Annotated in this window: 16 protein-coding genes; 3 read left to right on the top strand and 13 right to left on the bottom strand. The window is 72.9% G+C overall.

What is annotated here, in order from left to right; all coding sequences use genetic code 11:
• Positions 1–4 precede the first annotated feature (4 nt).
• Positions 5–556 (top strand): flavoprotein, encoded by a 552-nt coding sequence (locus Sru01_RS22195; RefSeq protein ID WP_203989493.1) that lies wholly within the window; start codon positions 5–7, stop codon positions 554–556.
• On the opposite strand, the gene Sru01_RS22190 is transcribed toward Sru01_RS22195, so the two are convergent.
• The 6 genes from Sru01_RS22190 to Sru01_RS22165 form a co-directional block, all read right to left on the bottom strand.
• A complete protein-coding gene (locus Sru01_RS22190) occupies positions 550–978 on the bottom strand; it encodes a GNAT family N-acetyltransferase (RefSeq protein ID WP_203989491.1) in 429 nt (142 codons plus the stop codon). The genes Sru01_RS22195 and Sru01_RS22190 overlap by 7 nt on opposite strands.
• Before the next feature lie 146 nt (positions 979–1124).
• Positions 1125–2120 (bottom strand): ketol-acid reductoisomerase, encoded by a 996-nt coding sequence (ilvC, locus tag Sru01_RS22185; protein WP_507763320.1) that lies wholly within the window; start codon positions 2118–2120, stop codon positions 1125–1127.
• Positions 2121–2151: 31 nt separating this feature from the next.
• The gene (ilvN, locus tag Sru01_RS22180; protein WP_203989489.1) at positions 2152–2676 is read right to left on the bottom strand and encodes an acetolactate synthase small subunit; all 525 of its coding nucleotides are present in this window, start codon (positions 2674–2676) and stop codon (positions 2152–2154) included.
• A gap of 43 nt (positions 2677–2719) precedes the next feature.
• Positions 2720–4516 carry an acetolactate synthase large subunit gene (locus Sru01_RS22175; protein WP_275412196.1) on the bottom strand — a complete coding sequence of 599 codons (1797 nt, stop codon included), beginning with the start codon at positions 4514–4516 and terminating at the stop codon, positions 2720–2722.
• A 220-nt stretch (positions 4517–4736) separates the two neighbouring features.
• The gene (locus Sru01_RS22170; RefSeq protein WP_203989484.1) at positions 4737–7391 is read right to left on the bottom strand and encodes a putative bifunctional diguanylate cyclase/phosphodiesterase; all 2655 of its coding nucleotides are present in this window, start codon (positions 7389–7391) and stop codon (positions 4737–4739) included.
• 219 nt (positions 7392–7610) lie between these two features.
• On the bottom strand, positions 7611–8519 hold the full coding sequence (locus tag Sru01_RS22165; protein WP_203989482.1) for a 2-hydroxyacid dehydrogenase: 909 nt from the start codon (positions 8517–8519) through the stop codon (positions 7611–7613).
• A gap of 85 nt (positions 8520–8604) precedes the next feature.
• Between Sru01_RS22165 and Sru01_RS22160 the strand changes: the two genes are divergently transcribed.
• Positions 8605–9837: a PQQ-dependent sugar dehydrogenase gene (locus Sru01_RS22160; protein WP_239137644.1), complete on the top strand. Its 1233-nt coding sequence runs from the start codon at positions 8605–8607 to the stop codon at positions 9835–9837.
• Positions 9838–9878: 41 nt separating this feature from the next.
• Here Sru01_RS22160 and Sru01_RS22155 read toward each other — a convergent pair whose 3' ends face one another.
• From Sru01_RS22155 to Sru01_RS22135, 5 genes are all read right to left on the bottom strand, one after another.
• A complete protein-coding gene (locus Sru01_RS22155) occupies positions 9879–12347 on the bottom strand; it encodes a VanW family protein (protein WP_203989480.1) in 2469 nt (822 codons plus the stop codon).
• Between the two features lie 195 nt (positions 12348–12542).
• Positions 12543–14051, bottom strand: a complete 1509-nt coding sequence (gatB, locus tag Sru01_RS22150) for an Asp-tRNA(Asn)/Glu-tRNA(Gln) amidotransferase subunit GatB (protein WP_275412195.1) — start codon at positions 14049–14051, stop codon at positions 12543–12545.
• On the bottom strand, positions 14048–15538 hold the full coding sequence (gene gatA / locus Sru01_RS22145; RefSeq protein ID WP_203989478.1) for an Asp-tRNA(Asn)/Glu-tRNA(Gln) amidotransferase subunit GatA: 1491 nt from the start codon (positions 15536–15538) through the stop codon (positions 14048–14050). Before gatA ends, gatB begins: the two co-directional genes overlap by 4 nt.
• On the bottom strand, positions 15535–15834 hold the full coding sequence (gatC, locus tag Sru01_RS22140; protein WP_203989476.1) for an Asp-tRNA(Asn)/Glu-tRNA(Gln) amidotransferase subunit GatC: 300 nt from the start codon (positions 15832–15834) through the stop codon (positions 15535–15537). Before gatC ends, gatA begins: the two co-directional genes overlap by 4 nt.
• 198 nt (positions 15835–16032) lie before the next feature.
• Complete coding sequence (locus tag Sru01_RS22135; RefSeq protein WP_203989474.1) at positions 16033–18093, bottom strand: putative bifunctional diguanylate cyclase/phosphodiesterase; 2061 nt, start codon at positions 18091–18093, stop codon at positions 16033–16035.
• 301 nt (positions 18094–18394) lie between these two features.
• Between Sru01_RS22135 and Sru01_RS22130 the strand changes: the two genes are divergently transcribed.
• Positions 18395–19378: a TrmB family transcriptional regulator gene (locus Sru01_RS22130; RefSeq protein ID WP_203989472.1), complete on the top strand. Its 984-nt coding sequence runs from the start codon at positions 18395–18397 to the stop codon at positions 19376–19378.
• A 48-nt stretch (positions 19379–19426) separates the two neighbouring features.
• On the opposite strand, the gene Sru01_RS22125 is transcribed toward Sru01_RS22130, so the two are convergent.
• Entirely contained in the window at positions 19427–23140 is a 3714-nt protein-coding gene (locus tag Sru01_RS22125; protein ID WP_203989470.1) for a S8 family peptidase, read from the bottom strand.
• Positions 23141–23263: 123 nt separating this feature from the next.
• Positions 23264–25555 (bottom strand): NAD-dependent DNA ligase LigA, encoded by a 2292-nt coding sequence (gene ligA / locus Sru01_RS22120; RefSeq protein ID WP_203989468.1) that lies wholly within the window; start codon positions 25553–25555, stop codon positions 23264–23266.
• Positions 25556–25670 lie beyond the last annotated feature (115 nt).

Genomic DNA, 25670 nt, shown 5'->3' with positions numbered 1-25670 from the left:
AGGAATGGCCGATCAAAAGCCGGTCCTCTACATCATCGCGTGTGGCGGCCGACCTGCAGGAGAACTCCCTTCCCTGGTGCAGCGCCTGCACGGTGAAGGTTGGGCAGTCTGTGTAGTTGCCACACCATCTGCCATGAAATTTCTGAATGCGTCGCAACTGAGCGCCTTGACGGGATATCCCGTCCGTAGTGATTACAAACGGCCGGAAGAGCCGGATGTCCTCCCCCCGGCGGATGCTTTCGCCGTTGTGCCCGCGACCTTCAACAGCATTAACAAGTGGGCACAAGGAATCAGCGACACCCTGGCACTTGGCCTACTCAACGAAGCCCTCGGACTCGGACTGCCCATCGTCGCCGTCCCATGGCCCAACGTCGCGCTGGCGCGCCATCCGGCATTCCCGGCCAGTGTCGCACTGCTCCGTAAGGCAGGAGTCACGGTCGTCCTCGACTTCGATCGTCTCCCGGCACCCAACTCGGGGGCACCTGGCGCCGCATCATTTCCCTGGGACGATCTGTACCGAGAACTCCGGGTCGTGCGATCGAGACTCGGCTACTGATCGGCTTCGCGTGGGTGGCAGAGGTAGAAGACCTCGGGGTCGTCGTCGTCGAGGCCGTGCACCATTCCGGCCGGGTACCAGCCGAGCCGCCGGAGCAGGCGCTGCATGGGCTGGTTCGACAGGTTCGTCGAGGTGAACAACTTGGCCGTCCGGCAGGACACCACTGCGGCACGCAGCAGCCTCTCACCGATGCCGTGGCGACGCCGGCCCTCGGCGACCATGAGCATCGTCACGAAACCCTGCTCGAAGAAGGTGTACTCCACGACGCAGTACCCGGCCACCCCGGCGGGCCCGTCGGCGACCAGCACCGACCCGGCGCGGCACCATCGCTCGATACTCTCGCGCCGCCCGCCTCCGTCCGATCCGGCCACCGGGTCGAGAAGCGCCAGGGCATCCGCGTCGCCGGCGGTACCGGCTCGCACGGAAACATCGTGGAGCTCGTCAACGGTCATAAAGCGACCTTTTCACGGAGGATTACTTCGTGACTCGATATCCAGCCGTACCCGGCCGGCCTGGAAGCGCCGATCGCCCGGAGCCGAAGGGTCCGGGCGATCGGTGGTGGGGCGGGTTACTTGTCCTTGAGCCAGCTCATCATCGGGCGCAGCTTGGCGCCGGTCTTCTCGATGGCGTGCTCGGCCAGCTCCGCGCGGTACTTGCGGAAGTTGCCCTGGCCGCCGTCGAACTCCTCGACCAGCTCGCGGGCGAACGCCCCGGACTGGACCTCGGCGAGGATGCGCTGCATCTCCTTCTTGGTCTCCGGGTTCACCACGCGCGGGCCGCGGGTGTAGCCGCCGTACTCGGCGGTGTCGGAGACCGACCAGTACATCTTGGAGATGCCGCCCTCGTACATGAGGTCGACGATGAGCTTCATCTCGTGCAGGCACTCGAAGTAGGCGACCTCCGGCTGGTAGCCGGCCTCGATGAGCGTCTCGAAGCCGGTCTTGATCAGCTCGGAGACGCCGCCGCACAGCACCGCCTGCTCGCCGAACAGGTCGGTCTCGGTCTCCTCGGTGAAGGTGGTCTTCAGCGCGCCGGCCCGGGTGCCGCCGATGCCCTTGGCGTAGGACAGGGTGAGCGGCCAGGCGTTGCCGCTGGCGTCCCGCTCGACGGCGACCAGGCAGGGGACGCCGCGGCCGGCGGCGAACTGGCGGCGCACCAGGTGGCCGGGGCCCTTGGGCGCGACCATGGCGACGTCGACGCCCTCGGGCGCCTCGATCAGGCCGTAGCGGATGTTGAGGCCGTGCCCGAAGAACAGCGCGTCGCCCTCGACCAGGTTCGGCGCGACGTGCTCGGCGTACAGGTGCCGCTGGACGTGGTCCGGCGCCAGGATCATGATCAGGTCGGCCTCCTCGGCCGCCTCGCCCGGCGTGACGACGCGCAGCCCGTCGTTCTCGGCCTTCTCCCGGCTCTTGGAACCCTCGAGCAGGCCGACGCGGACGTCCACCCCGGAGTCGCGCAGCGACAGGGCGTGGGCGTGCCCCTGGCTGCCGTATCCGAGCACGGCCACGTGCCGGCCCTGGATGATCGACAGGTCGGCGTCGTCGTCGTAGAAGATCTCAGTCACTACTGGTTGCCTTTCGTGGGTTTCTGCCGGCTCACGCGCTGCGGTCCAGGGCCCGCAGCGAGCGGTCGGTGATGGACCGGGCTCCGCGGCCGATGGCCACCATGCCCGACTGGACGAGCTCCTTGATGCCGAACGGCTCCAGCACCCGGATGAAGGCGTCGAGCTTGTCCGGCGTGCCGGTGACCTCGATCGTCACCGCGTCGGTGGCGACGTCCACGCAGCGCGCCCGGAAGAGCTGCACCAGCTCCAGGACGTGCGAGCGGGTCTCGGAGTCGGCCCTGACCTTGATCAGTGTCAGCTCGCGCTGCACCGACTGGGCCGGGTCGAGCTCCACGATCTTGATCACGTTGATCAGCTTGTTGAGCTGCTTGGTGACCTGCTCCAGCGGCAGCTCGGCGACGTTGACCACGATGGTCATCCGGGACACGTCGGCGTGCTCGGTCGGCCCGACCGCGAGCGAGTCGATGTTGAACCCGCGCCGGCTGAACAGCGCGGCCACCCGGGCCAGCACGCCCGGCTTGTTCTCGACGAGGACCGACAGGGTGTGGCGGCTCATCTGTTCCCTCCCACGATCGCCCGCGGGGCGGTGCCCGGCCGGCTCATGCGTCATCCTCGTTGTCCCACACGGGAGCCATGTCCCGGGCGACCTTGATCTCGTCGTTGCCGGTGCCGGCCGCGACCATGGGCCACACCATCGCGTCCTTGTGCACCACGAAGTCGACGACCACCGGCACGTCGTTGATCTCCATCGCCTTGCGGATGGTGGCCTCCACGTCCTCCGGCCGCTCGCAGCGCAGCCCGACGCAGCCGTAGGCCTCGGCGAGCTTCACGAAGTCGGGGATGCGGCGCACCGACTGCAGGTCGGTGTTGGAGTAGCGCTGCTCGTAGAACAGCGTCTGCCACTGCCGGACCATGCCCAGGTTACCGTTGTTGATCACGGCGACCTTGATCGGCACGCCCTCCAGTGCGCAGGTGGCCAGCTCCTGGTTGGTCATCTGGAAGCAGCCGTCGCCGTCGATGGCCCACACCGTGGCCTCCGGCTGCCCCATCTTGGCGCCCATCGCGGCCGGCACCGCGAAGCCCATGGTGCCCGCGCCGCCGGAGTTGATGAACGTCCCGGGGTTCTCGTAGCCGATGAACTGCGACGCCCACATCTGGTGCTGGCCCACCCCGGCCACGTAGAACGCGTCCGGGCCGACGATCTCGCTCAGCTTGCGCATGACGTACTGCGGCGCCAGCGAGCCGTCGTCGAACTCGTCATAACCCAGCGGGTAGGTGGTCTTGTAGCCGTTCAGCACCGTCCACCAGGCGGTGTAGTCGCCGGTCCGGCCCTCGGCCCGCTCGTGGCGCACCGCGCCGAGCAGGTCGTTGATCACCTCGCGGCAGTCGCCGACGATCGGGACGTCGGCGTGCCGGTTCTTGGAGATCTCCGCCGGGTCGATGTCCGCGTGGATGACCTTCGCGTGCGGGGCGAAGGAGTCCAGCCGGCCGGTGACCCGGTCGTCGAACCGGGTGCCGAGCGCGATGAGCAGGTCGCTGCGCTGCAGCGCGCCCACCGCGGCCACCGTGCCGTGCATGCCCGGCATGCCGAGGTGCTGGGGGTGGCTGTCGGGGAAGGTGCCCCGGGCCATCAGCGTGGTGACCACCGGGATGCCGGTCAGCTCGGCCAGCTCGGCCAGCTCGGCCGACGCCCGCGCCTTGTGCACGCCGCCGCCGACGTAGAGCACCGGCCGCCGTGCCTCCGAGATCAGCCGGGCCGCCTCGCGGATCTGCTTGGAGTGCGGCCGGGTCACCGGCCGGTAGCCGGGCAGCCGCATGACCGGCGGCCAGGAGAAAGCGGTGGTGGCCTGCAGCGCGTCCTTGGAGATGTCCACCAGCACCGGGCCGGGCCGGCCGGTGGAGGCGATGTGAAAGGCCTCGGCGATGGTCCGCGCGATGTCGCCGGCCTCGGTGACCAGGAAGTTGTGTTTGGTGATCGGCATGGTGATGCCGGAGATGTCGGCCTCCTGGAAGGCGTCCGTGCCGATCAGCGGCGAGACGACCTGGCCGGTGATCGCGACCATCGGCACCGAGTCCATGTAGGCGTCGGCGATCGCGGTGACCAGGTTCGTCGCGCCGGGGCCGCTGGTGGCCATGCACACCCCGACCCGGCCGGTGGCCTGCGCGTAGCCCTCGGCGGCGTGGCCGGCGCCCTGCTCGTGCCGTACGAGGACGTGCCTGACCTTGGTGGAGTCGTAGAGCGGGTCGTAGGCGGGCAGGATGGCACCGCCGGGGATCCCGAACACCGTGTCGACCCCGACGTGCTCCAGGGCCCGCACCAGGGCCTGTGCACCTGTCATCTCTTCGGTCATCGGCTCGTTCCTCGTGTGGCTGAGCTGGACGTGGCCATAAAAAATGCCCCGCCCGCCGGAGAGGCGGTGCTGGGGCTGCGCGCGGGCCGGAGAGCTTCGTCAGCGGCCTGCGCGCCGGCGAAGTACTACACCGTCGAGACGGGCTCGGCCGAGCCCGGCGATGGCCTCTCCAGTGGTACGCATGGCGTAACGATAGCCCTTCGGAGGACGGGGGTGTCAAATCTATGGACGCATGTCTCACCATCCGAGAGACACGCGTCCACGATCAGGCGGTGTTCTGCAGCGGCGCGCAGCTGGTGCGCATCAGCGAGTCGACGCCGCGGGCGGCCATCGGCCGGGCCACCAGGTAGCCCTGACCGCGGGTGCAGCCCATCTCGCGCAGCAGCTCCAGCTGCTCGGGACGCTCGATGCCCTCGGCCACCACGACCAGCCCGAGATCGTGGCCCAGCCGGACGATGGTCCGGGTCAGCAGGGTGAGCGTCTCGTCCCGGCCCAGCCCGGCCACGAACGACGGATCGATCTTGATCATGTCGACCGGGAGCTGCCGCAGCAGGGCAAGCGAGGCGTATCCGGTGCCGAAGTCGTCGATGGCCAGCCGCACGCCGAGCGCGCGCAGCTCCGACAGCCGCCGGATGACCTCCTCGGCGTCCTCGACCAGCATCTCCTCGATCACCTCGAGGGTGAGCACGCCGGGCGGCAGGCCGCTCTCGGCGAGCGCCGCCTGCACGGTCTCCACGAAGCGCGGCGCGGTGATCTGCCGGCACGACAGGTTGAGCGACAGCCCGACGTCCCACGAGGAGGCCCGCCAGGCGGCGACCTCGCGGCAGGCCTCGCGCAGGATCCACTCGCTGAGCGGGACGATCAACCCGGTGTCCTCGGCCGCGCCGAGGAACTGCTGCGGCGGCACGAACGCGCTGCCCCGCCACCACCGCACCAGCGCCTCCACCGCGGTCACCCGGGAGGTGGCCAGGTCGACCACCGGCTGGTACTCCACGGCGAACTGGCCGTCCAGCAGCGCCCGCTGCAGGTCGGCGGCCAGCTCCAGGCGGCGGACCACGTCGGCGTGCATGTGCGCGGCGAACACCTCGACCCGGCGCCCGCCGAGCTCCTTGGCCCGGGTGGTCGCCACGTCGGCGTTACGGATGAGATCGCCGGCGGGCGTGCCGTCCTCGGCGAAGGCGACCCCGACGCTGGCGGTCAGCGCGATGTCGCGGCCGGCCACCCGGAACGGCTCGGCGGACACCACCCGGACCAGCAGCTCGGCCAGGTCGATCGCCGACTGCGCGTCGGCCGTCCCGGCGCCGGTGCTGCCGGACTCCAGCAGCACCGCGAACTCGTCGCCGCCCCACCGGGCCAGGGTGTCGTCGGCGCGCACCGCGGCACGCAGCCGGCGGGCCGCCTGGCTGAGCAGGTAGTCGCCGCCGGCGTGCCCCACCGAGTCGTTCACGCCGGTGAAGCCGTCCAGGTCGAGGAACACCACCGCGGTGCGGCCGGCGCCCCGGCGGGCGAGCACCTCGCGGGTGCGCTCCTCGAAGTAGGCGCGGTTGGGCAGCCCGGTGACCCCGTCGTGGAAGGTCAGGTGGGCGACCTGGTCGCGCAGCGCCACCTGGTCGCTGACGTCCCGGGTGGAGATCAGCACCAGGTCCTCGCCCTCGCGGGGATGCCGGGTGGCCACCGACTCGGCGGGGCGCCAGGTGCCGTCGGCGGCGCGCACCCGGCAGGAGACCCGGCACACGCCCTCCGGCGCGGGCTCGTCCTCCGTCGTCATGGCGCGCAGCGCGGCCTGCACGCCGGGCGCGTCCTCGGAGTGCACGTAGTCGAGGATGGAGCGGCCGACCAGGTCGGCGGCCCGGTAGCCGTACACGGCCGTCACGCCCGAACCCATCTCGCGGATCTCGCCGTCGTGGTCGCACACCAGCACGACGTCCCCGGCGTTCTCCGCCAGGCTGATCAGCCGCCGCTCGCCGGACGCCACCGAGGCGCGCATGCCGGTGGCCTCGACGGCGAGCACGAACACCTTGGCCAGCAGCACCACGACCACCGAGCCGCCCAGCACCGGCAGTACCGCCATCGGTGGGCGCACCCCGCCGGTGATCACTCCGATCACGATGACCGCGGTGGCGACCGCCGCCAGGCCGAGCGGCGCGGCCTCGGCCACCGCCACCGACGCCGACGGGCCCGGCCGGCCGGGGGCGTGCCCGCCGGTCCACGGCAGGGCGGCCAGCAGCAGGAACGCCACCGGGGCCACCATGCCCGCGACCAGCGGGGGGTCGCCGCCGGAGGTGAACCGGACCACGGCGGTGGCGAACTCGGCGAAGGTGATCGCCGCCAGCGCGACCAGCGCGGCGGTGGCGACCCGGCGGCCGGGCGCGCGGGTGGCGAGCACGGCGGGGGCCACCGCGCAGCCGGCCAGCAGGCACAGCACGGGCGAGATCAGCGGGCCGGGGCCGTCCCCTTGAGCGTAGGCGGGGGCCAGCACCAGCAGCCAGCAGATCGCGAAGATGGACGCCGCCGCGACGTAGGCGTTGGTGGCGTAGTGCAGCAGCGACCGCCCGTAGGCGGGCCGGCCCGCGGCCCGCCCGCAGCCGATGGCGAGCAGCACCGTGCCGACCAGCAGCAGCACGTCGGCGAAGGTCAGCACGAACGGCGTGCCCTCGGCGAGCGGCCGGACGCCGACCCCGGACAGCCAGGTGACCGACCCGAAGGCCAGCCAGCTCCAGGAGTCCGACCGCGGCCGGTGCCCGCCGCGCGCCACCGCCAGCAGCAGCGAGACCGCGGCGGCCAGCCCGGCCACCACCCCCGCGACCGCGGTGACCGCCGGGGAGGGCCGGTTGATCAGCAGGGCAGCCGTCAGGGCCGCCCCGCCGAACCCGGCGGCGGCGGTCAGCGGGACCTTTGGATCACGAAGACGGTTCAACATCGTCGCCCATACGGCTCATCCCTGTCACGTCGCCAGTCTCGCTCCCGGCCGGCGGCGCGGGAGGCGACAACCGCCCAGTCGTCACCGATCTGATAACCGCCATTGGTGCTTCCGAACGGTGGCACGGTGAGATTCACCGTACGCAGCGGAGGTCACGAGGCAGCCACGGTCTGACTTTGCTTTACTATCGGTCCGAGTCAGGATGTGCTGTCAGGACGGTCAGTACGAGCCGGTGATCACGTTGTTCAGCGGTTCCCCGGACAGGTATCTCAGCATCTGAGAGCGGACCAGCCGGCGGGCGCGGCGCAGCGAGGCGGGGGTGCTGCCCGCCACGTGCGGGGTGATGAAGACGCCGGGCGCCGTCCACAGCGGGTGGCCGGGTGGCAGCGGCTCGGGGTCGGTCACGTCCAGCGCGGCCCGCAACCGCCCGGCGCGCAGCTCGGCGAGCAGCGCATCGGTGTCCAGCACCGAGCCGCGCGCGGCATTCACCAGCAGCGCGCCGTCCTTCATCGCGGCGAGGAACGCCGCGTCCGCCATCCGCGCGGTGGCGGGGGTCTGCGGCACCAGCAGCACCACCACGTCGGCCGCCGGCAGCAGGCGAGGCAGCTCATCCGCGCCGTGCACGCCCTCCCGGGCCGAGCCGGCCACCCGGACCACGTCCACCTCGAAGCCGGCCAGCCGCCGCTCCAGCGCCGCGCCGATCGAGCCGTACCCGACGATCAGCACGGTGGCATCGGCCAGCACGCCGGTGTGGTGGTAGATCCACTCCCCGCGCCGCTGGGCCGCGGCGAACTCCGGGAAGTCGCGGAGCACCGCGATCATGGCGCCGACCGCCCACTCGGCGGTACCGGCCTCGTGCACGCCGCGGGCGTTGCACAGCACGACCCCGTCCGGCAGGTGCGGCCGGTAGGCCTCCACCCCGGCCGACACGGTCTGCAGCAGCCTCAGCCGCGCCATCCGGCCGAGCAGCTCGGCGGTGCCGGGCGGCGGGATCAGCGGCGGGATCCAGACCTCGACCTCGCCGGCTCCCCCGGGCGGCGGGCCGGCGCCGTCGTAGATCTCGCACTCCACGTCCGGCAGGTCGGCCAGCACGTCCGCGACGTCCCGCGAGGGGGCCCAGATCCTCATGGCCGCCCACCCTAGCGAGTCCGCCGGGCCGGGCGGGAACCTCCGGGCGGGCGGGGCAGTATGGACCTAGCGAGGAGGTCCACACATGTCCAACCGACCCCGCCCGGCAGCCGGCCGGGCCACCGCACGAGCGCGGGCCGCCGCGATGCCGGTCGCGGCGCTGCTGGCGGCGGCGCTGGCCACGGGGTGCGCGGCCGAGCCGGAGGGCGCGGCGGGCGCGCCGCCCGCGTCCGGCGGCGCGGCCTCGCCCGCCGGGACGGCCCCGGCGCCGGCCGGCACCGCCGCACCGGGCACCGCCGCACCGGGCACCGCCACACCGGGCACCGGCACCGCGGGCACCGCCCGACCGGGCGAGCCGCGCACCCTGGCCACCGGCCTCTCCGTGCCGTGGGCGATCGCGTTCCTGCCCGGCGGCGACGCGCTGGTGACCGAACGCGACTCCGCGCGGCTGCTGCGCGTCACCCCGCAGGGGCGGGTGACCACGGTGGGCACGGTCGACGGGGTCTCGGCGAGCGGCGAGGGCGGCCTGCTGGGCGTCGCCGTCTCGCCGAAGTACACCCGCGACCGCTACGTGTTCGTCTACTTCACGGCCGCGACCGAGAACCGCATCGTGCGCTACCGGTACGACGGCGCGCTGCGCGACCCGGTCACCATCCTCAGCGGCATCCCGCGAGGCGGCATCCACAACGGCGGCCGGCTCGCCTTCGGCCCGGACGGCAACCTGTACGCCTCGACCGGCGAGACCGGCGACCGGCCGCTGGCCCAGGCGCTGGGCTCGCTCGGCGGCAAGATCCTGCGGATGACCATGGACGGGAAGCCGGTGCCCGGCAACCCGTTCCAGAACGTGATCTGGAGCTACGGGCACCGCAACGTGCAGGGCATGGCCTGGGACGCCCAGGGGCGCATGTACGCCACCGAGTTCGGCCAGAACACCTTCGACGAGGTGAACCTGGTCGAGAAGGGCCACAACTACGGGTGGCCGCAGGTGGAGGGCACCGGCGGGGGGTCGAAGTACACCGACCCGCTGGTCACCTGGTCGACCGCCGACGCGTCCCCCTCCGGCCTGGCGTACGCGGGCGGGTCGCTGTGGGCGGCGGCGCTGCGCGGCGAGCGGCTGTGGCAGGTCCCGCTCACCGGCGGCGGGCGCACCGGAAAGCCGGTCGCCTGGTTCGAGGGCGAGTACGGCCGGCTGCGGGCGGTGTCGGCCACCCCCGACGGGCGGTCGCTCTACGTGAGCACCAGCAACAAGGACGGGCGTGGCGACGTGCGGGACGGCGACGACCGCATCCTGGTCATCCCGCTGGACCGGTCGTCCTGACCGTGGTCGCGGCCCCATCGGCGCGCGGCCGGCCCCACGTCCTACGCGCCGGGGTCGCCGTTCGTCCGGCCGGCATCGCCGTCCCCGCCGGCACCGGTGCCGGCGTCCGTCCGGTCGGCGGCCCCGTCGCGGTTCGCCCGGCCGGTGCCGTCGCCACCGGTCTTGCGGCCGCCGGCACCGTCGCCGCCGCGGCCGCCGTCGGTCCTGCCGTCACCGCCGTCGCGGTCGGTGGTCTTGCCGTGGCCGGCACCGTTGCCGTTGCTCTTGCCGTCCCCGCCGCCGGTGCCGCCGCCGTTGGTCTTGCCGGAACCGCCGGTGCCATTCGTCTTACCGTTACCGCCGTTGCCGTTGCCGCCGCCGTTGGTCCTGCCGGAACCGCCGGTGCCATTCGTCTTACCGTTACCACTGTTGCCGTTGCCGTTGGTCTTGCCCTTGCCGGCGCCACCGTCACCGTTGGCGGCGTCGGTGCGGCCGGCCTGGTCCTCGGATAAGCACACCGTGCGGGGACGGGGCGCATAGACCACCGTCTGCGCCGGGTCCCGCTGGACGACCTTGCCACCCCGGTAGAAGACCCGGCCGACCGTGACGGTGAACCCCGGCGCGCCTGCGGCGGCCACGCAGTCCGAACCGCGGTCGACCCGCTCGCCCGGCTGGGTGATCGCGGTCCGCGCCGAGGTGAGCACGTCCACCTGGTCGTAGATCTTGGTGCTCCACAGCGTCACCGTCAGCCCGGTGCCGGTGGCGGCCGCCTTGATCAGCACGCCATGGCCGGTGTCGTTGCGCCACCGCAGATCCACGTCCGGGTAGGACACCACCGCGTCCAGGCCGGGGACGAGCCCGGGGGCGTTGACCTGGTGCCGGGTGTGGTCCACATCCCGGAACCCGGCGCGGTACACCGCCTCGTACATCGTGCCGGCGAGCTGGGCGACACCGCCGCCCACGGCGACGGTCACCCGGTCGTCCTGGACGGCCTGCGCCCGGACGAACCCGCGGGCCGCGTCCGGCTCGCCGATGACCTCGTTCAGCGAGAAGCGGCGCCCGGGACGGACGATCAGCCCGTCCACCAGGCGGGCGGCCCGCTCGATGTTGGTCACCCGGGCCGAACAGCATGGGTAACCGGTGGTGGCCGTGCCGATCTGCTCCTTGACCCCGAGCTTGAGCGCCTCGGCGTCGCTCAGCTCCGGCCGGGTGATGGCGAGCGTGACCCGGATCGTCCGGGACCCGCCGTGCTCGACGATCCGGGAGACCTCGGCGGCGAGCCGCCCGGTGTCCACCCCCTTGCCGACGCGCGCGGGCACCAAGGTCGGCACGCCGCCGACGATCTGGAAGCCCGCCTCGCGCACCGCCTCGGCGACCCCGACCAGGGTGGTCTCCAGACCTGCGACGGCGGTGGCCGCGTCGAACCTCGGACGTACCGCGCCCCGCTCGTCCGGGACGAAGGTGAGGTTGGCCGCGATCACCGGCGGCGACAGCCGTACCCGGCCGGCCCCGCTCCGCAGCACGATGGGCGCGGCCACCGCCGCCCGGGCCCGGGCCAGCGCCGCGTCGAACGCCGGACGTTCCACTTTGGGCAGCACCGGGGTGGCCGGCAGGTCGACCGGGCCGGCGCCGCGCACGAAGGCGCGTTGGACGGCCTGGGAGGCGGCCTGCTCGTCCAGGACCAGGCCGGTTCTCGGGGGGACCACCTCCGGCGTGGTGCCGCGGTAGACGATGGATCCCTCATGCGCCGGGTCGTTCGCCTCCTTGAGGATGCTCCGTAGCCGCTGGGGGAACTTGACCGGGTTCAGCGAGATGCGCGGGGTGAGCCGGCGCTCTCCGGTGAGCGCCCGCCAGACGGCCGGCGGGCTCGGGAAACCGGCCTTCGCGTCCTCGGTCACCGTCCGCTCGACGTCCACCGTCAGGCCGGCGTCGCCCGGGTCGAGCACGGCGACCCGCCGGCCCCGCACGTTGAGCGTCATGGCCTGCTGGTCCAGCCGGTCGAAACGCTGGTGCAGCCGCTCGATGGCCACGGTCTCGGTCAGCCCGCCGATGTCGACGTCCCCCACCCGGGTGCCCGGCAGCACCTTGCCCCACATGATCGCGGCCGGCACGGCGTAGGCGAGCACGAAGAGCAGGCAGATCGTGCCGAACGCGGTCAGCGTGCGGCGCAGCCCGCGGCGGGACCGCTCCGGTTCGGCGGGCTCGACCGGCTCGACCGGTTCGAACTCCACGCCGCGCCGCGAGCGGGGCGCCACCCGCCAGGGCTCGGCGGGCGGCGGGGGCGGCGGCAGGGTGGACGGAGGCGTCGGCACCGGCGCGCTCGGCGCCCCGGACCCGGGCGGCGGCGGCGTGGTCACGAAGATCTCCGGCGAGACGCCGGGCGGGATCGGGGTGACGCCGGGCGGCAGCCTCTTGCGCGGGCCGGACCCGGCCGCGGCGCCATGCTCGGCCGGCCGCGCGCCGGAGGACTTCGCAGGCACCGGCGCGAAGGGCTCGGGCGGCGGGTCGATCGACGCTCCGGCGTCCCGCACGCCCTCGTCTCCTCCCGCTCCGTACCCGACCCCCCGCATCACCCTAGACCAACCGCCCCTGGGATTTCTGCCGCAACGGGCGACGAATCCTGTCCCAAGTACGAATCGCCGGCGGGCGGGATCGGTACCAAGTACGGGTGTGTTCGCGGGCGGGTCCCGCGGGACCCGCCGGCGAACACACCAGTCGGCCGGCCGCTACCCCGCGACGCCCAGGCGCTGCAGGATCAGCTCGCGCGCCCGGGCGGCGTCCGCCTTGCCGCGGCTGGCCTTCATCACCCCGCCCACCAGGGCGCCGGCCGCGGCGACCTTGCCGGCGCGCACCTTGTCGGCCGCGTCGGTGTTGGCGGCCAGCACCTGGTCGATGATCGCGATGAGCTCGCCCTCGTCGGAGACGACCCGCAGGCCGCGCGCCTCGACGATCTCGTCCGGCGAGCCCTCGCCGGCCAGCAGGCCCTCCAGCACCTGGCGGGCCAGCTTGTCGGTCAGCGCGCCGGAGGCGACCAGCTCGACGACCCGGGCGATCTGCCCCGGCTCGATCGGCAGGTCGGCCAGCGCGGTGCCGGACTCGTTGGCCCGGCGGGCCAGCTCGCCCATCCACCACTTGCGCGCGTCGGCCGCGGGCGCCCCGGCCGCCACCGTCGCCTCGACCAGGTCGACGGCGTCGGCGTTGCGCATGGCCGCCATGTCGAGGTCGGAGACGCCCCACTCGGCCTGCAGGCGCCGGCGGCGCGCGGTGGGGAGCTCGGGCAGCCGGGCGCGCAGCTCCTCGACCCACTCGGGGGCCGGCGCGATCGGCAGCAGGTCGGGCTCGGGGAAGTAGCGGTAGTCCTGCGCCTCCTCCTTGGACCGGCCCGAGGTGGTGGCGCCGGTGTCCTCGTGGAAGTGGCGGGTCTCCTGGACGATGCGGCCGCCGTCGGCCAGCACCGCCGCCTGGCGCTCGATCTCGCCGCGCACCGCCCGCTCGACGCTGCGCAGCGAGTTGACGTTCTTGGTCTCGGTGCGGGTGCCCCACTCGGCCGCACCGCGCGGCATCAGCGAGACGTTGACGTCGCAGCGCAGCGAGCCCTGCTCCATGCGCACGTCGGAGACGCCGAGCGAGCGCATCAGCTCGCGCAGCTCGGTGACGTAGGCTCGGGCGACCTCGGGGGCCAGCCGGTCGGTGCCGGCGATCGGCCGGGTGACGATCTCGACCAGCGGGATGCCGGCCCGGTTGTAGTCGACGATGGAATAGTCGGCGCCGTGGATGCGGCCGGTCGCCCCGCCCACGTGGGTGGACTTGCCGGTGTCCTCCTCCAGGTGGACGCGCTCGATCTCCACCCGGACGGTGCGGCCGTCCACCTCGACGTCCAGGTGGCCGTCGGTGCACAGCGGCTCGTCGTACTGGCTGATCTGGTAGTTCTTCGGCATGTCCGGATAGAAGTAGTTCTTCCGGGCGAACCTGCACCACTCGGCGATGGTGCAGTTCAGCGCCAGGCCGATGCGGATCGTCGACTCGATCGCCTGGTCGTTGGCCACCGGCAACGCGCCCGGCAGCGCCAGGCACACCGGGCAGACCTGGGTGTTGGGCGGCGCGCCGAAGGCGGTCGGGCAGCCGCAGAACATCTTCGACTCGGTGCCGAGCTCGACGTGGGTCTCCAGGCCGAGCACCGGCTCGAAGCGCTCGAGCGCCTCGTCGAACGGCATCACGGAGCGGGTGGTGGTCACAGGGACGGAGCCTCCTTCAGCAGCGGGCCGCCCCAGCGGTCCTCGAACGCCTTCTCCACGGCGGCGCCGACCCGGTAGCAGCGGTCGTCGCCGAGCACCGGCGCCATGATCTGCAGGCCGACCGGCAGGCCGTCCTCGTCGGCCCGCCCGCACGGCACCGAGATGGCGGCGTTGCCCGCCAGATTGGCCGGGATCGTGCACAGGTCGGCCAGGTACATCGCCATCGGGTCGTCGGCGCGCTCGCCGATCGGGAACGCCGTGGTCGGCGTGGTCGGCGAGATCAGCACGTCGACCTGGTGGAACGCGGCCTCGAAGTCGCGGGCGATCAGCGTGCGGACCTTCTGCGCCGAGCCGTAGTAGGCGTCGTAGTAGCCGCTGGACAGCGCGTAGGTGCCGAGCATGATGCGCCGCTTGACCTCCGCGCCGAAGCCGGCCGCCCGGGTCAGCGCCATGACCTCCTCGGCGCTGCGGGTGCCGTCGTCGGCGACCCGCAGGCCGTAGCGCATGCCGTCGAACCGGGCGAGGTTGGAGGAGCACTCCGACGGCGCGATCAGGTAGTACGCCGGCAGGGCGTAGGTGAAGCTCGGGCAGGACACCTCGGTGACCTTGGCGCCCAGCGACTCCAGCAGCTCGACGGCCTCCTGGAACCGCGCGGTGACGCCGGGCTGGTAGCCCTCGCCGCCGAACTCGCGGACCACGCCGACGCGCAGGCCGGCGACGTCGGCCTGCCGGGCCGCCTCGACCACCGGCGGCACCTCGGCGTGGATGGAGGTGGTGTCCATCACGTCGTGGCCGGAGAACGCCTCGTGCAGCAGCGCCGCGTCCAGCACGGTGCGGGCGAACGGCCCCGGGGTGTCCAGCGAGGAGGCGAAGGCGATCAGGCCGTAGCGGGACGAGCCGCCGTAGGTGGGCTTCATGCCGACGATGCCGGTGACCGCCGCCGGCTGGCGGATCGAGCCGCCGGTGTCGGTGCCGGTGGACAGCGGCGCCTGGTAGGAGGCCACCGCCGCGCTGGAGCCGCCGGACGAGCCGCCCGGGACGCGGTCGAGGTCCCACGGGTTGCGCGTCGGACCGTAGGCGGAGTTCTCGGTGGAGGACCCCATCGCGAACTCGTCGAGGTTGGTCTTGCCCAGGATGACCAGGCCGGCCTCGCGCAGCCGGGTGGTGACGGTCGCGTCGTAGGGCGGGCGGTAGCCTTCGAGGATCTTCGACCCGGCCGTGGTCGGCATGTCACGGGTGGTGAAGACGTCCTTGTGCGCGATGGGCACACCCGCGAGCGGGCCGAGCTTCTCGCCGGCGGCGCGGCGCGCGTCGACCGCGCGGGCCTGCTCCAGGGCGGACTCGGCGGCCACGTGCAGGAACGCGTGGACCCGCGAGTCGACCTCGGCGACGCGGTCCAGGTGGGCCTGCGCCACCTCGACGGCGGAGACCTCGCCGGCGGCCATCAGCGCGCCGAGCTCGGCGGCGTTCCGGTGGGTGAGACTCATGCCTCCTCCCCGAGGATGCGCGGGACGCGGAAGCGGCCGTCCTCGACGGCCGGGGCGGCGGCCAGCGCCTGTTCGGGGGTGAGGCCGGGCCGCACCTCGTCGGGTCGATAGACGTTGGTGAGCGGCAGCGCGTGCGACGACGGCGGGATGTCATCGGTGGCGACCTCGGCCACCCGCGCGACCGCACCGATGATGTCATCGAGCTGCGTGGCGTAGTGTTCGAGCTCGTCGTCGGCCAGGGCCAGCCGGGACAGCCGGGCGAGGTGGGCGACCTCGTCGCGGGTTATGGCGGACATGAGTCGTTAACCCGTTTCATGGATGGCAATCGGACACTGTCATCCTAGGGCGCCCCGCCGCCGGCGGCCGAACCATCCGGTGAGGTCGCGGGGACCGGCCGGCCCGGCCGCCGGACCGGCCGCGGGCCCGCCGCCGGCAGCGGGACCGGCCGCGGGACCGGCCCGCCCGGCGTCGGTGGCCCGGCGGCCGTCCGGCGATCATCCGGTGGTGAGCTCGGCCGGCCGGTCGTAGGCCGCGACGCCGAGCCGCCGGCGGAGCCAGGCGGTGGCCTCGCCGGCCGGCATCGGCTCGGCGAACAGCCAGCCCTGCCCGGCGTCGCAGCCCATCTCCCGCAGCCGCCGGGCGACCTCCTCGGTCTCCACCCCCTCGGCCACCGAGCGCAGCCCCAGCGAGCGCACCAGGTCGACGATGGACCGGACGATGCGCTCGTCGTCGGCGGACGCGCCGATCCGCCGGACGAACGACTCGTCGATCTTCACCTCGCCGACCGGGAGCCGCTGCAGCCGCACCAGCGAGCTGTAGCCGGTACCGAAGTCGTCCAGGGCCAGCGGCACGCCGAGCTCGACCAGGGCGCGCACCGAGTCGGCGGTGTAGGCCTGGTCGGTCATCAGGATGCGTTCGGTGACCTCCAGCTGGACGGCCCGCGGCGGCAGCCGCAGCCGGGAGAGTCCGGCTTCCAGCAGGTCGGGCAGCCCCGGGTCGAGCAGGTCGCGGGCCGAGACGTTGATCGACACCGGGATCTCGATCCCGGCGTGCCACCAGGCCGCCGCCTGCTCCAGCGCGGCGTCGGTGACGTGTTGGGTGATCTGCCGCATCAGGTACGACTGCTCGGCCAGCGGGATGAACTCGGCCGGGGAGATCGGCCCGCGCTCGGGGTGCCACCAGCGCAGCAGGGCCTCCACGCCCTCCACCGCCCCGGTGGCCAGGCACAGCTTGGGCTGGTAGTTCAGCCGCAGCTCGCTGCCGCCGACGGCCCGGCGCAGGTCCGCCAGCAGGCTGAGCCGTTCGGGCGAGTTGCGGTCGCGCTCGGCGAGGTAGGTCTCCACGCCGGTGCGGCCTTCCTTGGCGAAGTACATCGCGACGTCCGAACGCTGCAGCAGCAGCTCGAAGTCCGGCGCGTGGTCGGGGTAGAGCGCGATGCCCACCGAGGCGTCCAGGTCGAAGGACATGCCCTCCAGCCGCACCGGCTGGGTCAGCGCGACCCGCAGCCGGGCGGCCACCTCGCGGGCGGCGGCGGCGTCGCGGACGGTCGGCAGCAGCACGGCGAACTCGTCGCCGCCGAGCCGGGCCACCACGTCCCCGGGCCGGACGCTGTGGGTGAGCCGGTGCGCGACGACCTGCAGCAGCCGGTCGCCCACCGGATGGCCGAGGGTGTCGTTGACCTCCTTGAACCGGTCGAGGTCCAGCAGCAGCAGGCCGACCCGCTCGTTCTCCCGCGCCTCGGCCAGCGCCTCCTCGGTGCGCAGGACCAGGAGCTTGCGGTTGGGCAGCGCGGTGAGGCCGTCGTGCATGGCCTGGTGGTCGCGGCGGACGGACTGCGACGCGGTGAGGTACATGGTCGCCAGCGGGGCGACGAAGAGGGGGACGAGCCCCGGCGACCGGCTCATCACGACGACCACCAGCGGGGCCAGGCCGAGCAGGGCGGCGTACACCAGGCTCTGGTGGCCGATCGTGGCGCGCAGCACCCGCACCAGCGAGCGCCGCTCGTGCAGCGAGACCGCCGCGCACACCAGCAGCCCGCGGGTCAGGAAGTAGGCGAGCGCGGCCAGGCCGACCGACGTGATGTCGGCGCCGTCCGGCACCCAGGGCACCCCCGGCCGTGGATGGTGACCGAAGGCGTCCAGCACGCCCGCCGCCGCGGTCGAGGCCAGCGTGATCTGGGAGACGTTGAACAGGGTGCGGTGCGGCGCCCGCCGGCGGGACAGCCCGCTGGCCACCACCGCGATGGTGTGGATCAGCACCGCCACCGGAAGCCCGTAGTACAGCAGCGCGGCGAAGGCGAACAGGGTGGAGGTGGCGGTGCCACCGGCCAGGCGCGAGCTGGAGACCACGATCGGCCGCAGCTCGCCGAGCACGGTCAGCGCCACCAGCGTCCAGAACAGCGGCGTGCGGGCGAGCCCGGCCGGCTCACCGGTGCCGAGCCGGATCTCGGCGGCGAGCAGCGCCGCCAGCCCGGCCACGACCACCACGGTCAGGTACGTCCACAGCGGGGAGTACGGCCGCGGCGCGGTATCCCGCGTATCGGATGGATCCGTCATAAGCAAGTAAACCCCCAAGAGGCCACTATGGGAGAGTACGGCCTCTGGGCCACTTCGCGAAACCGGTTGGGTACGTTCCGTCACCGAATATTTCGGTGACTAGGCACATCTGGTTCGTCGCCCACCCGGCTCGCGGATGATGAAAAATCACCCAAAATATTATTCCGGCATTTCGGTCAGGAGCCCACACGCCTCCCCAGCACCCCGCGGCGCCCCGGACCACCCGCCCCCGGCGGGTACGGCACTTCCGGTCATCATAAAATCCGACAAATATCCGGTTCCGGATGTCATCATGGTCCCCATGCTGGAGATGGCCGGGTTGGACGCGGTCATGGAACGCGCGTACCGGCTCCTCATCACCGCCCCCGAGACCGACCTCACCGGGCTGGCGGCCGAACTCGGCGTGCCGATCGCGGAGGCCGAGCGCGCCTTGCGGGACATGCGGGCCATGGGGCTGGTGCGCGAGACCGCCGGAAGCGTGCCGCGGTTCTCCCCGGTCGCTCCGGACCTCGCGCTCGGCCCGGAGCTGACCCGGCGGCACGCGATGCTCGACTCGGCCCGCCGCGCGGTGGACCAGCTGGCCGAGGAGTACCGGACCAACGTCCGCCGCCGGGACGCCGCCCAGCTCGTCGAGATCCTGCCCAGCCGGTCCGCGCTGCGCGAGAAGCTGCGGCTGCTCCAGGACGGGGCCCGCGAGGAGGTCCTCTACTTCTGCCGGGCCGGGCACGTCGCGATGCCCTCCACCGACAACCGCGAGGAGCCGGCGGCCCTGGAGCGCGGCGTCGCCTACCGGGTCATCTACGAGCGGGCGCTGCTGGAACAGCCGGGGATGCTGCCCAACGTCGCCTACAGCGTCGACCTCGGCGAGCAGGCGCGGGCGATGCTGGCGCTGCCGGTCCGGATGATGATCGTGGACCGGCGGATCGCCGTCATGCCGCTGGTCCAGCACGTGCGAGGAGTCTCCGAGCCCACCGCGGCCGTGATCCACCACAGCAGCCTCCTCGACGCCCTGATCGCGCTGTTCGAATCGCACTGGACCCGCGCCACCCCCGTACGGCTGGCCGGTGACGACACCGAGGACGGCTCGGCGGCCGTCACCCCGTCGGGCGATGATCTCTACCTGCTCTCGCTGCTGGTCGCCGGAGTGTCCGACAAGTCGATCGCCACCCAGCTCGGGCTGAGCCTGCGGACCGTCCAGCGGCGGCTGCAGAGCCTGATGGAACTCGCCGGCGCGCAGACCCGCATGCAGCTCGCCTGGCACGCCGCCCGGGAAGGGTGGCTGTGAGCGGCGGCCGTGAGCGGTGGGCGGCCGGTCCGGCCGCCCACCGCCCCGCTACCGCACCCCGTAGCCGCGGATGATCTTCTGCTCGACCCGGTTGCCCGCCCGGTCCGTCGCCGCCACCCGCAGGGACACCGTGCCCGCCCGGTGTGTGACCTGGCCGGTGTACCCGCCGCCGCCGGTCGAACGCAGCCGGACCGGCGTCCAGGTCGCGCCGTCGTCGTACGACAGCTCGGCCGTCATCTGCCCGACCTTCATCCCGGGGACCGTGCCGCGCACCGTGAAGCCCAGCGAGACCGGCCGGCCGGCCGGGACCAGGCCGTTCTCGTCGGCCGGCACGTCGTAGTCGACCTGCGGCATCGGCAGCACCTGCTCCCGATCGGCGCCGCGGGACCGGAACGTCCACGCCGTCTCGGTGGCGGTCGCGTGCACCCACTCCGGGGACGTGCGGGAGGTCGACAGCTCCAGCCGGTACTCGGCCTCCTCAGGTACGGCCGGGAAGCGGTCCCGGGCGTTGGCCCGTTCGGCCACCAGCTCGCCGTTCCGGAAGAGCCGCGCCGAGGTCTCGTCCTCGCCGAGGCTCTGCTCCAGGTATCCGTAGTGGCCGTCGCCGTCCACCATCTCCGGCACGATGATCGTCATCTCGTCACCGTCCCGGGTCGGCGGGTACGGGTAGCCGGCCGGGATCGCCGGGCGGACCAGCGGGCCCCACCACCGTTCCCGGACGATCTCGCCCGGCCGGTAGCCGCGTTCGGGCTGGGCGACGCCACCGCCGTAGATGGACCCCCACAGCTCCCAGGTGAAGTAGCTGTGCACGAAGTGCTCCCACGTCGTGTCGGCGTCGCTGGAGCTGACGTACTCGTCGCGCCGGAGCGGGGTGCGCACCGGCGTCTGCCGCTCGTTGGCGAAGACCTGCCAGGGGCGCCACCCGAAGCGCTGTTCCTTGGCCCAGTGCTCGCCGCCGGACTCGGTGTACTCCGCGGCGATCCGCGCGGTGTTGCCGGGACGCACCTTGTGCACGATCTGGCGGGGAATGCCGCCGTACTCGCTGTGCGAGACGTCGTAGGTGTACGGCGGCGCCATGGTGCAGGTGAGATCGATGGTCGCCCGCCCGGCCCGGACCCGCCCCAGCAACTTCTGCCCGGCGTCGTGGGAGATGAGGAAGGCCGGCGACGGATACCGCGGGTTGACCGGCAGCCATTGCTGCCACAGGCCGTACCGCTCGCCGCCCACCGCGATGACCGCGGCGGCGCCGGCCTTGCCGATCGCCCTGATCCGTTCCTCGGACTCGTAGAAGTCCTCCTCCTCCGAGGGCAGCGAGATCACCACCGCCTTGCCGCGTACGTCGCGACCGGCGACGTCCTCCGGCCGGCCACGCCCGGCCTCCATCAGCGGCCACCGGAACCGGCCGTCCATCTCCGGCGACCAGATGGCCGGCTGCATCGGCAGATCGTCCCGCAGACCGGTGACCCGGGCCCGCGAGACCATGGGCGCGGCGAGTTGGAGGCGGGTGTTGAACTCGAACGTCCCGTTCTTCACCCGGTCGGTACCCGCCACGGTGACCAGGTCCGACGGGAAGTTCATGCCCGCGATGGAGATCCGGCGGTCACCGTAGGTGCGATAGGCAGCCCAGGTGGTGATGCCGGACCGCACGGCCGGCTTCGGGGTCTCCACCACGACCGGCTTGGCCTTGCGCGCGTCCAGCACCACCTCGAGATCCCGGTCCACCTTCAGTTCGGGAATGGAGATGAGCACGTCGAGCGGCTGCTGCCGGCTGGAGATCCCGCCGAAGACCGCCTGGGTCAGGTAGGTGCCCTGCTCGACCTCCAGGATGAGACCCGCGTCGCGGTCCTCGATCCAGCCCGAAGCGTCATTGATCGCGGCGGCGCCGTACATCAGGATGGCCGCCACCCGGGACGGCTTCCCCTCGTCGTCGATCGCCCGGAAGTGCACCTTGCGCGCCGGTCCCCGCCGGGTGAGCGCCAGGGTCGTGTGCGCGGCGACCGACCCGTCGGCGGAGCGGGCGGTGAGGTAGCCGACGTGCCGGCCCTTGGCGATCTTGGTGAGGTCCACCCGCACCGGGACCTCGGCGGTCCCCCCGGCGGGCACGGTGACCGCCGTCGATCCGAGGGCGAGGGCTCCCTCGCCGGGCACCGCGCCGTCCTGGTTGCGCAGCGCGGCCGACAGGTCCAGGGTGACCGGCGCGGTGCCGGTGTTGGTGTAGGCCACCTTGCCCTGCACGTCCTGGCCGGACTCGCCCTCCACGGACGTGCCGAGGTCCAGCACGCCGGTGGCGGTGACGTCCTGGCGGACCGCGCGGGCCACGTCGAGCCGGCCGCCGCCCTGCTCGTGCACGGTCTGCCCATCGATGGTGGCGGCGGTCGAGACCAGGGCGTCCTTCAGCCGCCCGGCGGTCCAGCCGGGATGGCGCTGCTTGAGGATCGCCGCGGCCCCCGCCACGTGCGGGGTCGCCATGGACGTGCCGGACGCGGCGATGTACCGCTCGTCGACCGGATCGCCCATGGTGGTCCCGGCGGCGCGGGCCGCCGCGATCCCCACCCCGGGCGCGGTGATGTCCGGCTTGGGCGCGTCGTCCAGCCGGGGACCGCGGCTGGAGAAGGACGCCAGGGCGTCGTCGCGGTCCACCGCGCCCACGGTGAGCGCGGTGGTCGCGGCGCCCGGCGCGCCGACCTGGTACGCCCTGCCCTCGTTGCCGGCGGCGGCGACGAACAGGGTGCCGGTGCTCGCGGTGAGCTCGTCCACGGCCACGCTGAGCGGGTCGGTGCCGTCGGTGGGGCCCGAGCCGAGGCTGAGGTTCACCACGTCGGCCCCCGCCCCGGCGGCCCACTCCAGACCTTCGATGACCTGGGAGAGGGTGCCGGAGCCGGTGTTGTCGAGCACCTTGCCCACCAGCAGGCGCGCACCCGGGGCGACGCCCTTGCGCAGGCCCGCGGAGGCGGAGCCCTGGCCGGCGATGATCGAGGCCACGTGCGTGCCGTGCCCGACGCCGTCCTCGGTCGTGGGGTCGTCGGTGAAGTTGCGCCGGTCGTCGACCCGGCCGGCCAGGTCGGGATGGGTCTCGTCGGCGCCGGTGTCCAGCACCGCGACCTTGACCCCGGTGCCGTCGTAGCCGGCCTGCCAGGCCTGCGGCGCGCCGACCTGGGGGACGCTGCGCTCCAGGCTCGCCTTCACCCGGGCGTCCAGCCAGATCTTCTCCAGGCCGTTCGCCGCGCCCGCCTTGGCCGACGGGTCCGCCGTGGTGACGGCGGCCTTCCAGAAGTCGGCGAGCCGGCCCTTCTCCGGCGCGGCGGCCTGGGCGTCGATGCTGTTCAGGGTCGCGGTGACCTTGACACCGGGCACGGCCGCCGCCCGCGCCCCGTCGGCGTAGTCGAGCAGCAGCGGCAGGGTGGGCCTGCTCCTGTCGTCGTATCCTTGGTCGATCAGCTCCCCGACCTGGAACAGCGTCGGGTCGAGCAGGCCGTTGACCAGATAGGGGAACGCGTCGGACGGCGTGACCCGGATCTCGCCGTCGACCTCCTCGGTGGTGAATCGGATCTTCTCCCGGCCCTTGCCCGGCCGGACGGTGACCGCCCGGCCGCCGCCGGCGCGGGGCCGGACGGTGACGACATCGCCGGTGATGAGGGTGACATGACGGACGTCGCCGACCGGTGCGGCGGACGCCTCGCCACTCGCCGGCCGAGCCGGCGCGGGCAGGGCGAGCAGCGTGGACGCCACTCCCACCGCGAGGAGACGCGCGGACCAACCCATGGGGTGCCTGACCTTCCGTGAAGCCGTGTTGCCGATCACGAGACTGGCGGACGGCTCCGGGGGGCGTCACTAGCGTCAGGCTGGCGCAGTCATGACATGTCGTACATATGCCAGGAAGGAGGACTAACCGGCCACCTCCGGGGACCGCTCGTCGACGCCGCCGCCCGCCGCGTCCGGCACCACTTCCCCGGCGTCCCCGGCGTCCGGGGCATCCTCCGTGGGCGCGTCTCCGGCCTCTCCGGCGGCTTCCGCGGCGGGGAGCACCGCGTCCGGGCCGTGGTCGAGCAGCACCCGGAAACCCTCCTCGTCCAGGATCGGCACGCCCAGCTTGAGCGCCTTGTCGTACTTGGACCCGGCGTTCTCCCCGGCGATCAGGAAGCTGGTCTTCTTGGAGACCGAGCCGGTCACCTTGCCGCCCCGCCCCTGGATGGCCTCGCCGGCCGAGTCCCGGGTGAAGCCCTCCAGGGTGCCGGTGACCACCAGGGTGAGCCCGGCCAGCGTGCGCGGGCCTTGACCGGTGGCCGGCTCGTCCACCATGCGCACGCCCGCGGCACGCCACCGCTCGACGATCTCCCGGTGCCAGTCCACGGCGTACCACTCGCGGACGGACGCGGCGATCGTCGGCCCGACGCCCTCGACCGCGGCCAACTCCTCCTCCGAGGCGCCGAATATGCGGTCCAGGGACAGGAACTCGGCGGCCAGGGCCTGGGCGGCAGTCGGCCCCACGTGCCGGATGGACAGCGCGACCAGCACCCGCCACAGCGGCTGGGCCTTGGCCTTCTCCAGCTGCGCCATCATGTGCACGGTGTTCTTGCTGGGCTCGCCGCTGAGGTTGGCGAAGGACATGACGACCTTCGGCTCGCCGGTCTCCGGGTCGGTCTTGGGCAGCCCGGTGTCCTGGTCGCGGACCACCGATCTGATCGGCAGCAGGCTCTCGACGGTGAGGTCGAACAGGTCGGCCTCGGTGCGCACCGGCGGCTCCTGCGGCGGCAGCGGGGCGGTCAGCGCGGTCGCCGCCACGTAGCCGAGGCCCTCGATGTCGAAGGCGCCGCGGCCGGCCGCGAAGAAGATGCGCTCGCGCAGCTGGGCCGGGCAAGAGCGGGCGTTCGGGCAGCGGATGTCCACGTCCGCCTCGCGGATCCGCCGCAGCTCGGTGCCGCACTCCGGGCAGTGCGCCGGCATGACGAACTCGCGCTCGCCTCCGTCGCGCAGCGCCGTCACCGGGCCGACGATCTCCGGGATGACGTCGCCGGCCTTGCGCAGCACCACGGTGTCACCGATCAGCACGCCCTTGCGCGCGACCTCCGAGGCGTTGTGCAGGGTGGCCCGCTCCACGGTGGAACCGGCCACCACCACCGGCTTCATCACGCCGTAGGGAGTGACCCGGCCGGTGCGGCCGACGCCGACCTGGATGTCCAGCAGCTTGGTGTTGACCTCCTCCGGCGGGTACTTGTAGGCGATCGCCCAGCGGGGGGCGCGCGAGGTGGAGCCGAGCCGGCGCTGCAGCGCGATCTGGTCGATCTTGACGACCACCCCGTCGATCTCGTACTCGGGATCGTGGCGGTGCTCGCGGTAGTGCTCGATGAACCCGTTGATCTCCGTCAGGGACGGCACCACCCGGTAGGTGTCGCTCACCGGCAGCCCGAACCCGCGCAGCCGCTCGTAGACGCCGGAGTGGGTGACCGGCAGCGGCGCGCCGCCCTCCCAGACGCCGACGCCGTGCACGAGCATCCGCAGCGCGCGCTGGGCGGTGATCCGCGGATCCTTCTGCCGCAGCGAACCGGCCGCGGAGTTGCGGGGGTTGGCGAACGGCGGCTTCCCGGCGGCGACCAGTTGCTCGTTCAGCTTCTCGAAGCCGGCGACCGGCAGGAACACCTCGCCGCGCACCTCGATCACCTCCGGCACCCCGTCGCCGGTGAGCCGGTGCGGCACGTCGGCGATGGTGCGCACGTTGGCGGTGACCTCGTCGCCGACCCGGCCGTCGCCGCGGGTGGCCGCCCGCACCAGCCGGCCCTTCTCGTACACCAGGGCGATCGCCAGGCCGTCGATCTTCAGCTCGCACAGGTACGGCCCGGGGTCGGCCTCGATGAACCGCTCGGACCTCGCCTGCCAGGCGGCCAGGTCGGCCTCGTTGAAGGCGTTGTCCAGGCTCTCCAGCCGGCGCAGGTGGGTGACGGGGGTGAAATCGGTGGAGATCGGCGCGCCGACCTTCTGGGTGGGCGAGTCGGGCGTGGCCAGGCTCGGGTGGGCCTCCTCCAGCTCGCGCAGCTCGCGCATCCAGCCGTCGTACTCGGCGTCGCTCACGGTGGGCTGGTCGAGGACGTAATAGCGCCAGTTGGCGTCGTCGGCGAGCTCCGCCAGCTCGGCGTGGCGCTCTCGCGCCCCGGCCGGCACGTTCTCCACCTCGGCGGACATGCCCGTCTCCCCTCGTCTGTCGAACCCAGGGAGAACGCTACGGCCGGCGGCGACCGCGCGGGCCCGCACCCCCGCCCGGCGCGTTCACCTGGGGAATCGTTACTCCTACCATGCC

The sequence above is a fragment of the Sphaerisporangium rufum genome, from assembly GCF_016863395.1.
Taxonomy (GTDB): domain Bacteria; phylum Actinomycetota; class Actinomycetes; order Streptosporangiales; family Streptosporangiaceae; genus Sphaerisporangium; species Sphaerisporangium rufum.
The sequence above is the reverse complement of the archived record's forward strand: the minus strand, read 5'-3'. Positions and strand labels throughout refer to the sequence as shown.

Coding starts and splice junctions, on each gene's coding strand:
- Sru01_RS22195 (WP_203989493.1), top strand. CDS start 5: ATGGCCGATCAAAAGCCGGTCCTCTACATCATCGCGTGTGGCGGCCGA.
- ilvN (WP_203989489.1), bottom strand. CDS start 2,676: ATGAGCCGCCACACCCTGTCGGTCCTCGTCGAGAACAAGCCGGGCGTG.
- Sru01_RS22170 (WP_203989484.1), bottom strand. CDS start 7,391: ATGTTGAACCGTCTTCGTGATCCAAAGGTCCCGCTGACCGCCGCCGCC.
- Sru01_RS22165 (WP_203989482.1), bottom strand. CDS start 8,519: ATGAGGATCTGGGCCCCCTCGCGGGACGTCGCGGACGTGCTGGCCGAC.
- Sru01_RS22160 (WP_239137644.1), top strand. CDS start 8,605: ATGTCCAACCGACCCCGCCCGGCAGCCGGCCGGGCCACCGCACGAGCG.
- gatA (WP_203989478.1), bottom strand. CDS start 15,538: ATGAGTCTCACCCACCGGAACGCCGCCGAGCTCGGCGCGCTGATGGCC.
- gatC (WP_203989476.1), bottom strand. CDS start 15,834: ATGTCCGCCATAACCCGCGACGAGGTCGCCCACCTCGCCCGGCTGTCC.
- Sru01_RS22135 (WP_203989474.1), bottom strand. CDS start 18,093: ATGACGGATCCATCCGATACGCGGGATACCGCGCCGCGGCCGTACTCC.
- Sru01_RS22130 (WP_203989472.1), top strand. CDS start 18,395: ATGCTGGAGATGGCCGGGTTGGACGCGGTCATGGAACGCGCGTACCGG.
- Sru01_RS22125 (WP_203989470.1), bottom strand. CDS start 23,140: ATGGGTTGGTCCGCGCGTCTCCTCGCGGTGGGAGTGGCGTCCACGCTG.
- ligA (WP_203989468.1), bottom strand. CDS start 25,555: ATGTCCGCCGAGGTGGAGAACGTGCCGGCCGGGGCGCGAGAGCGCCAC.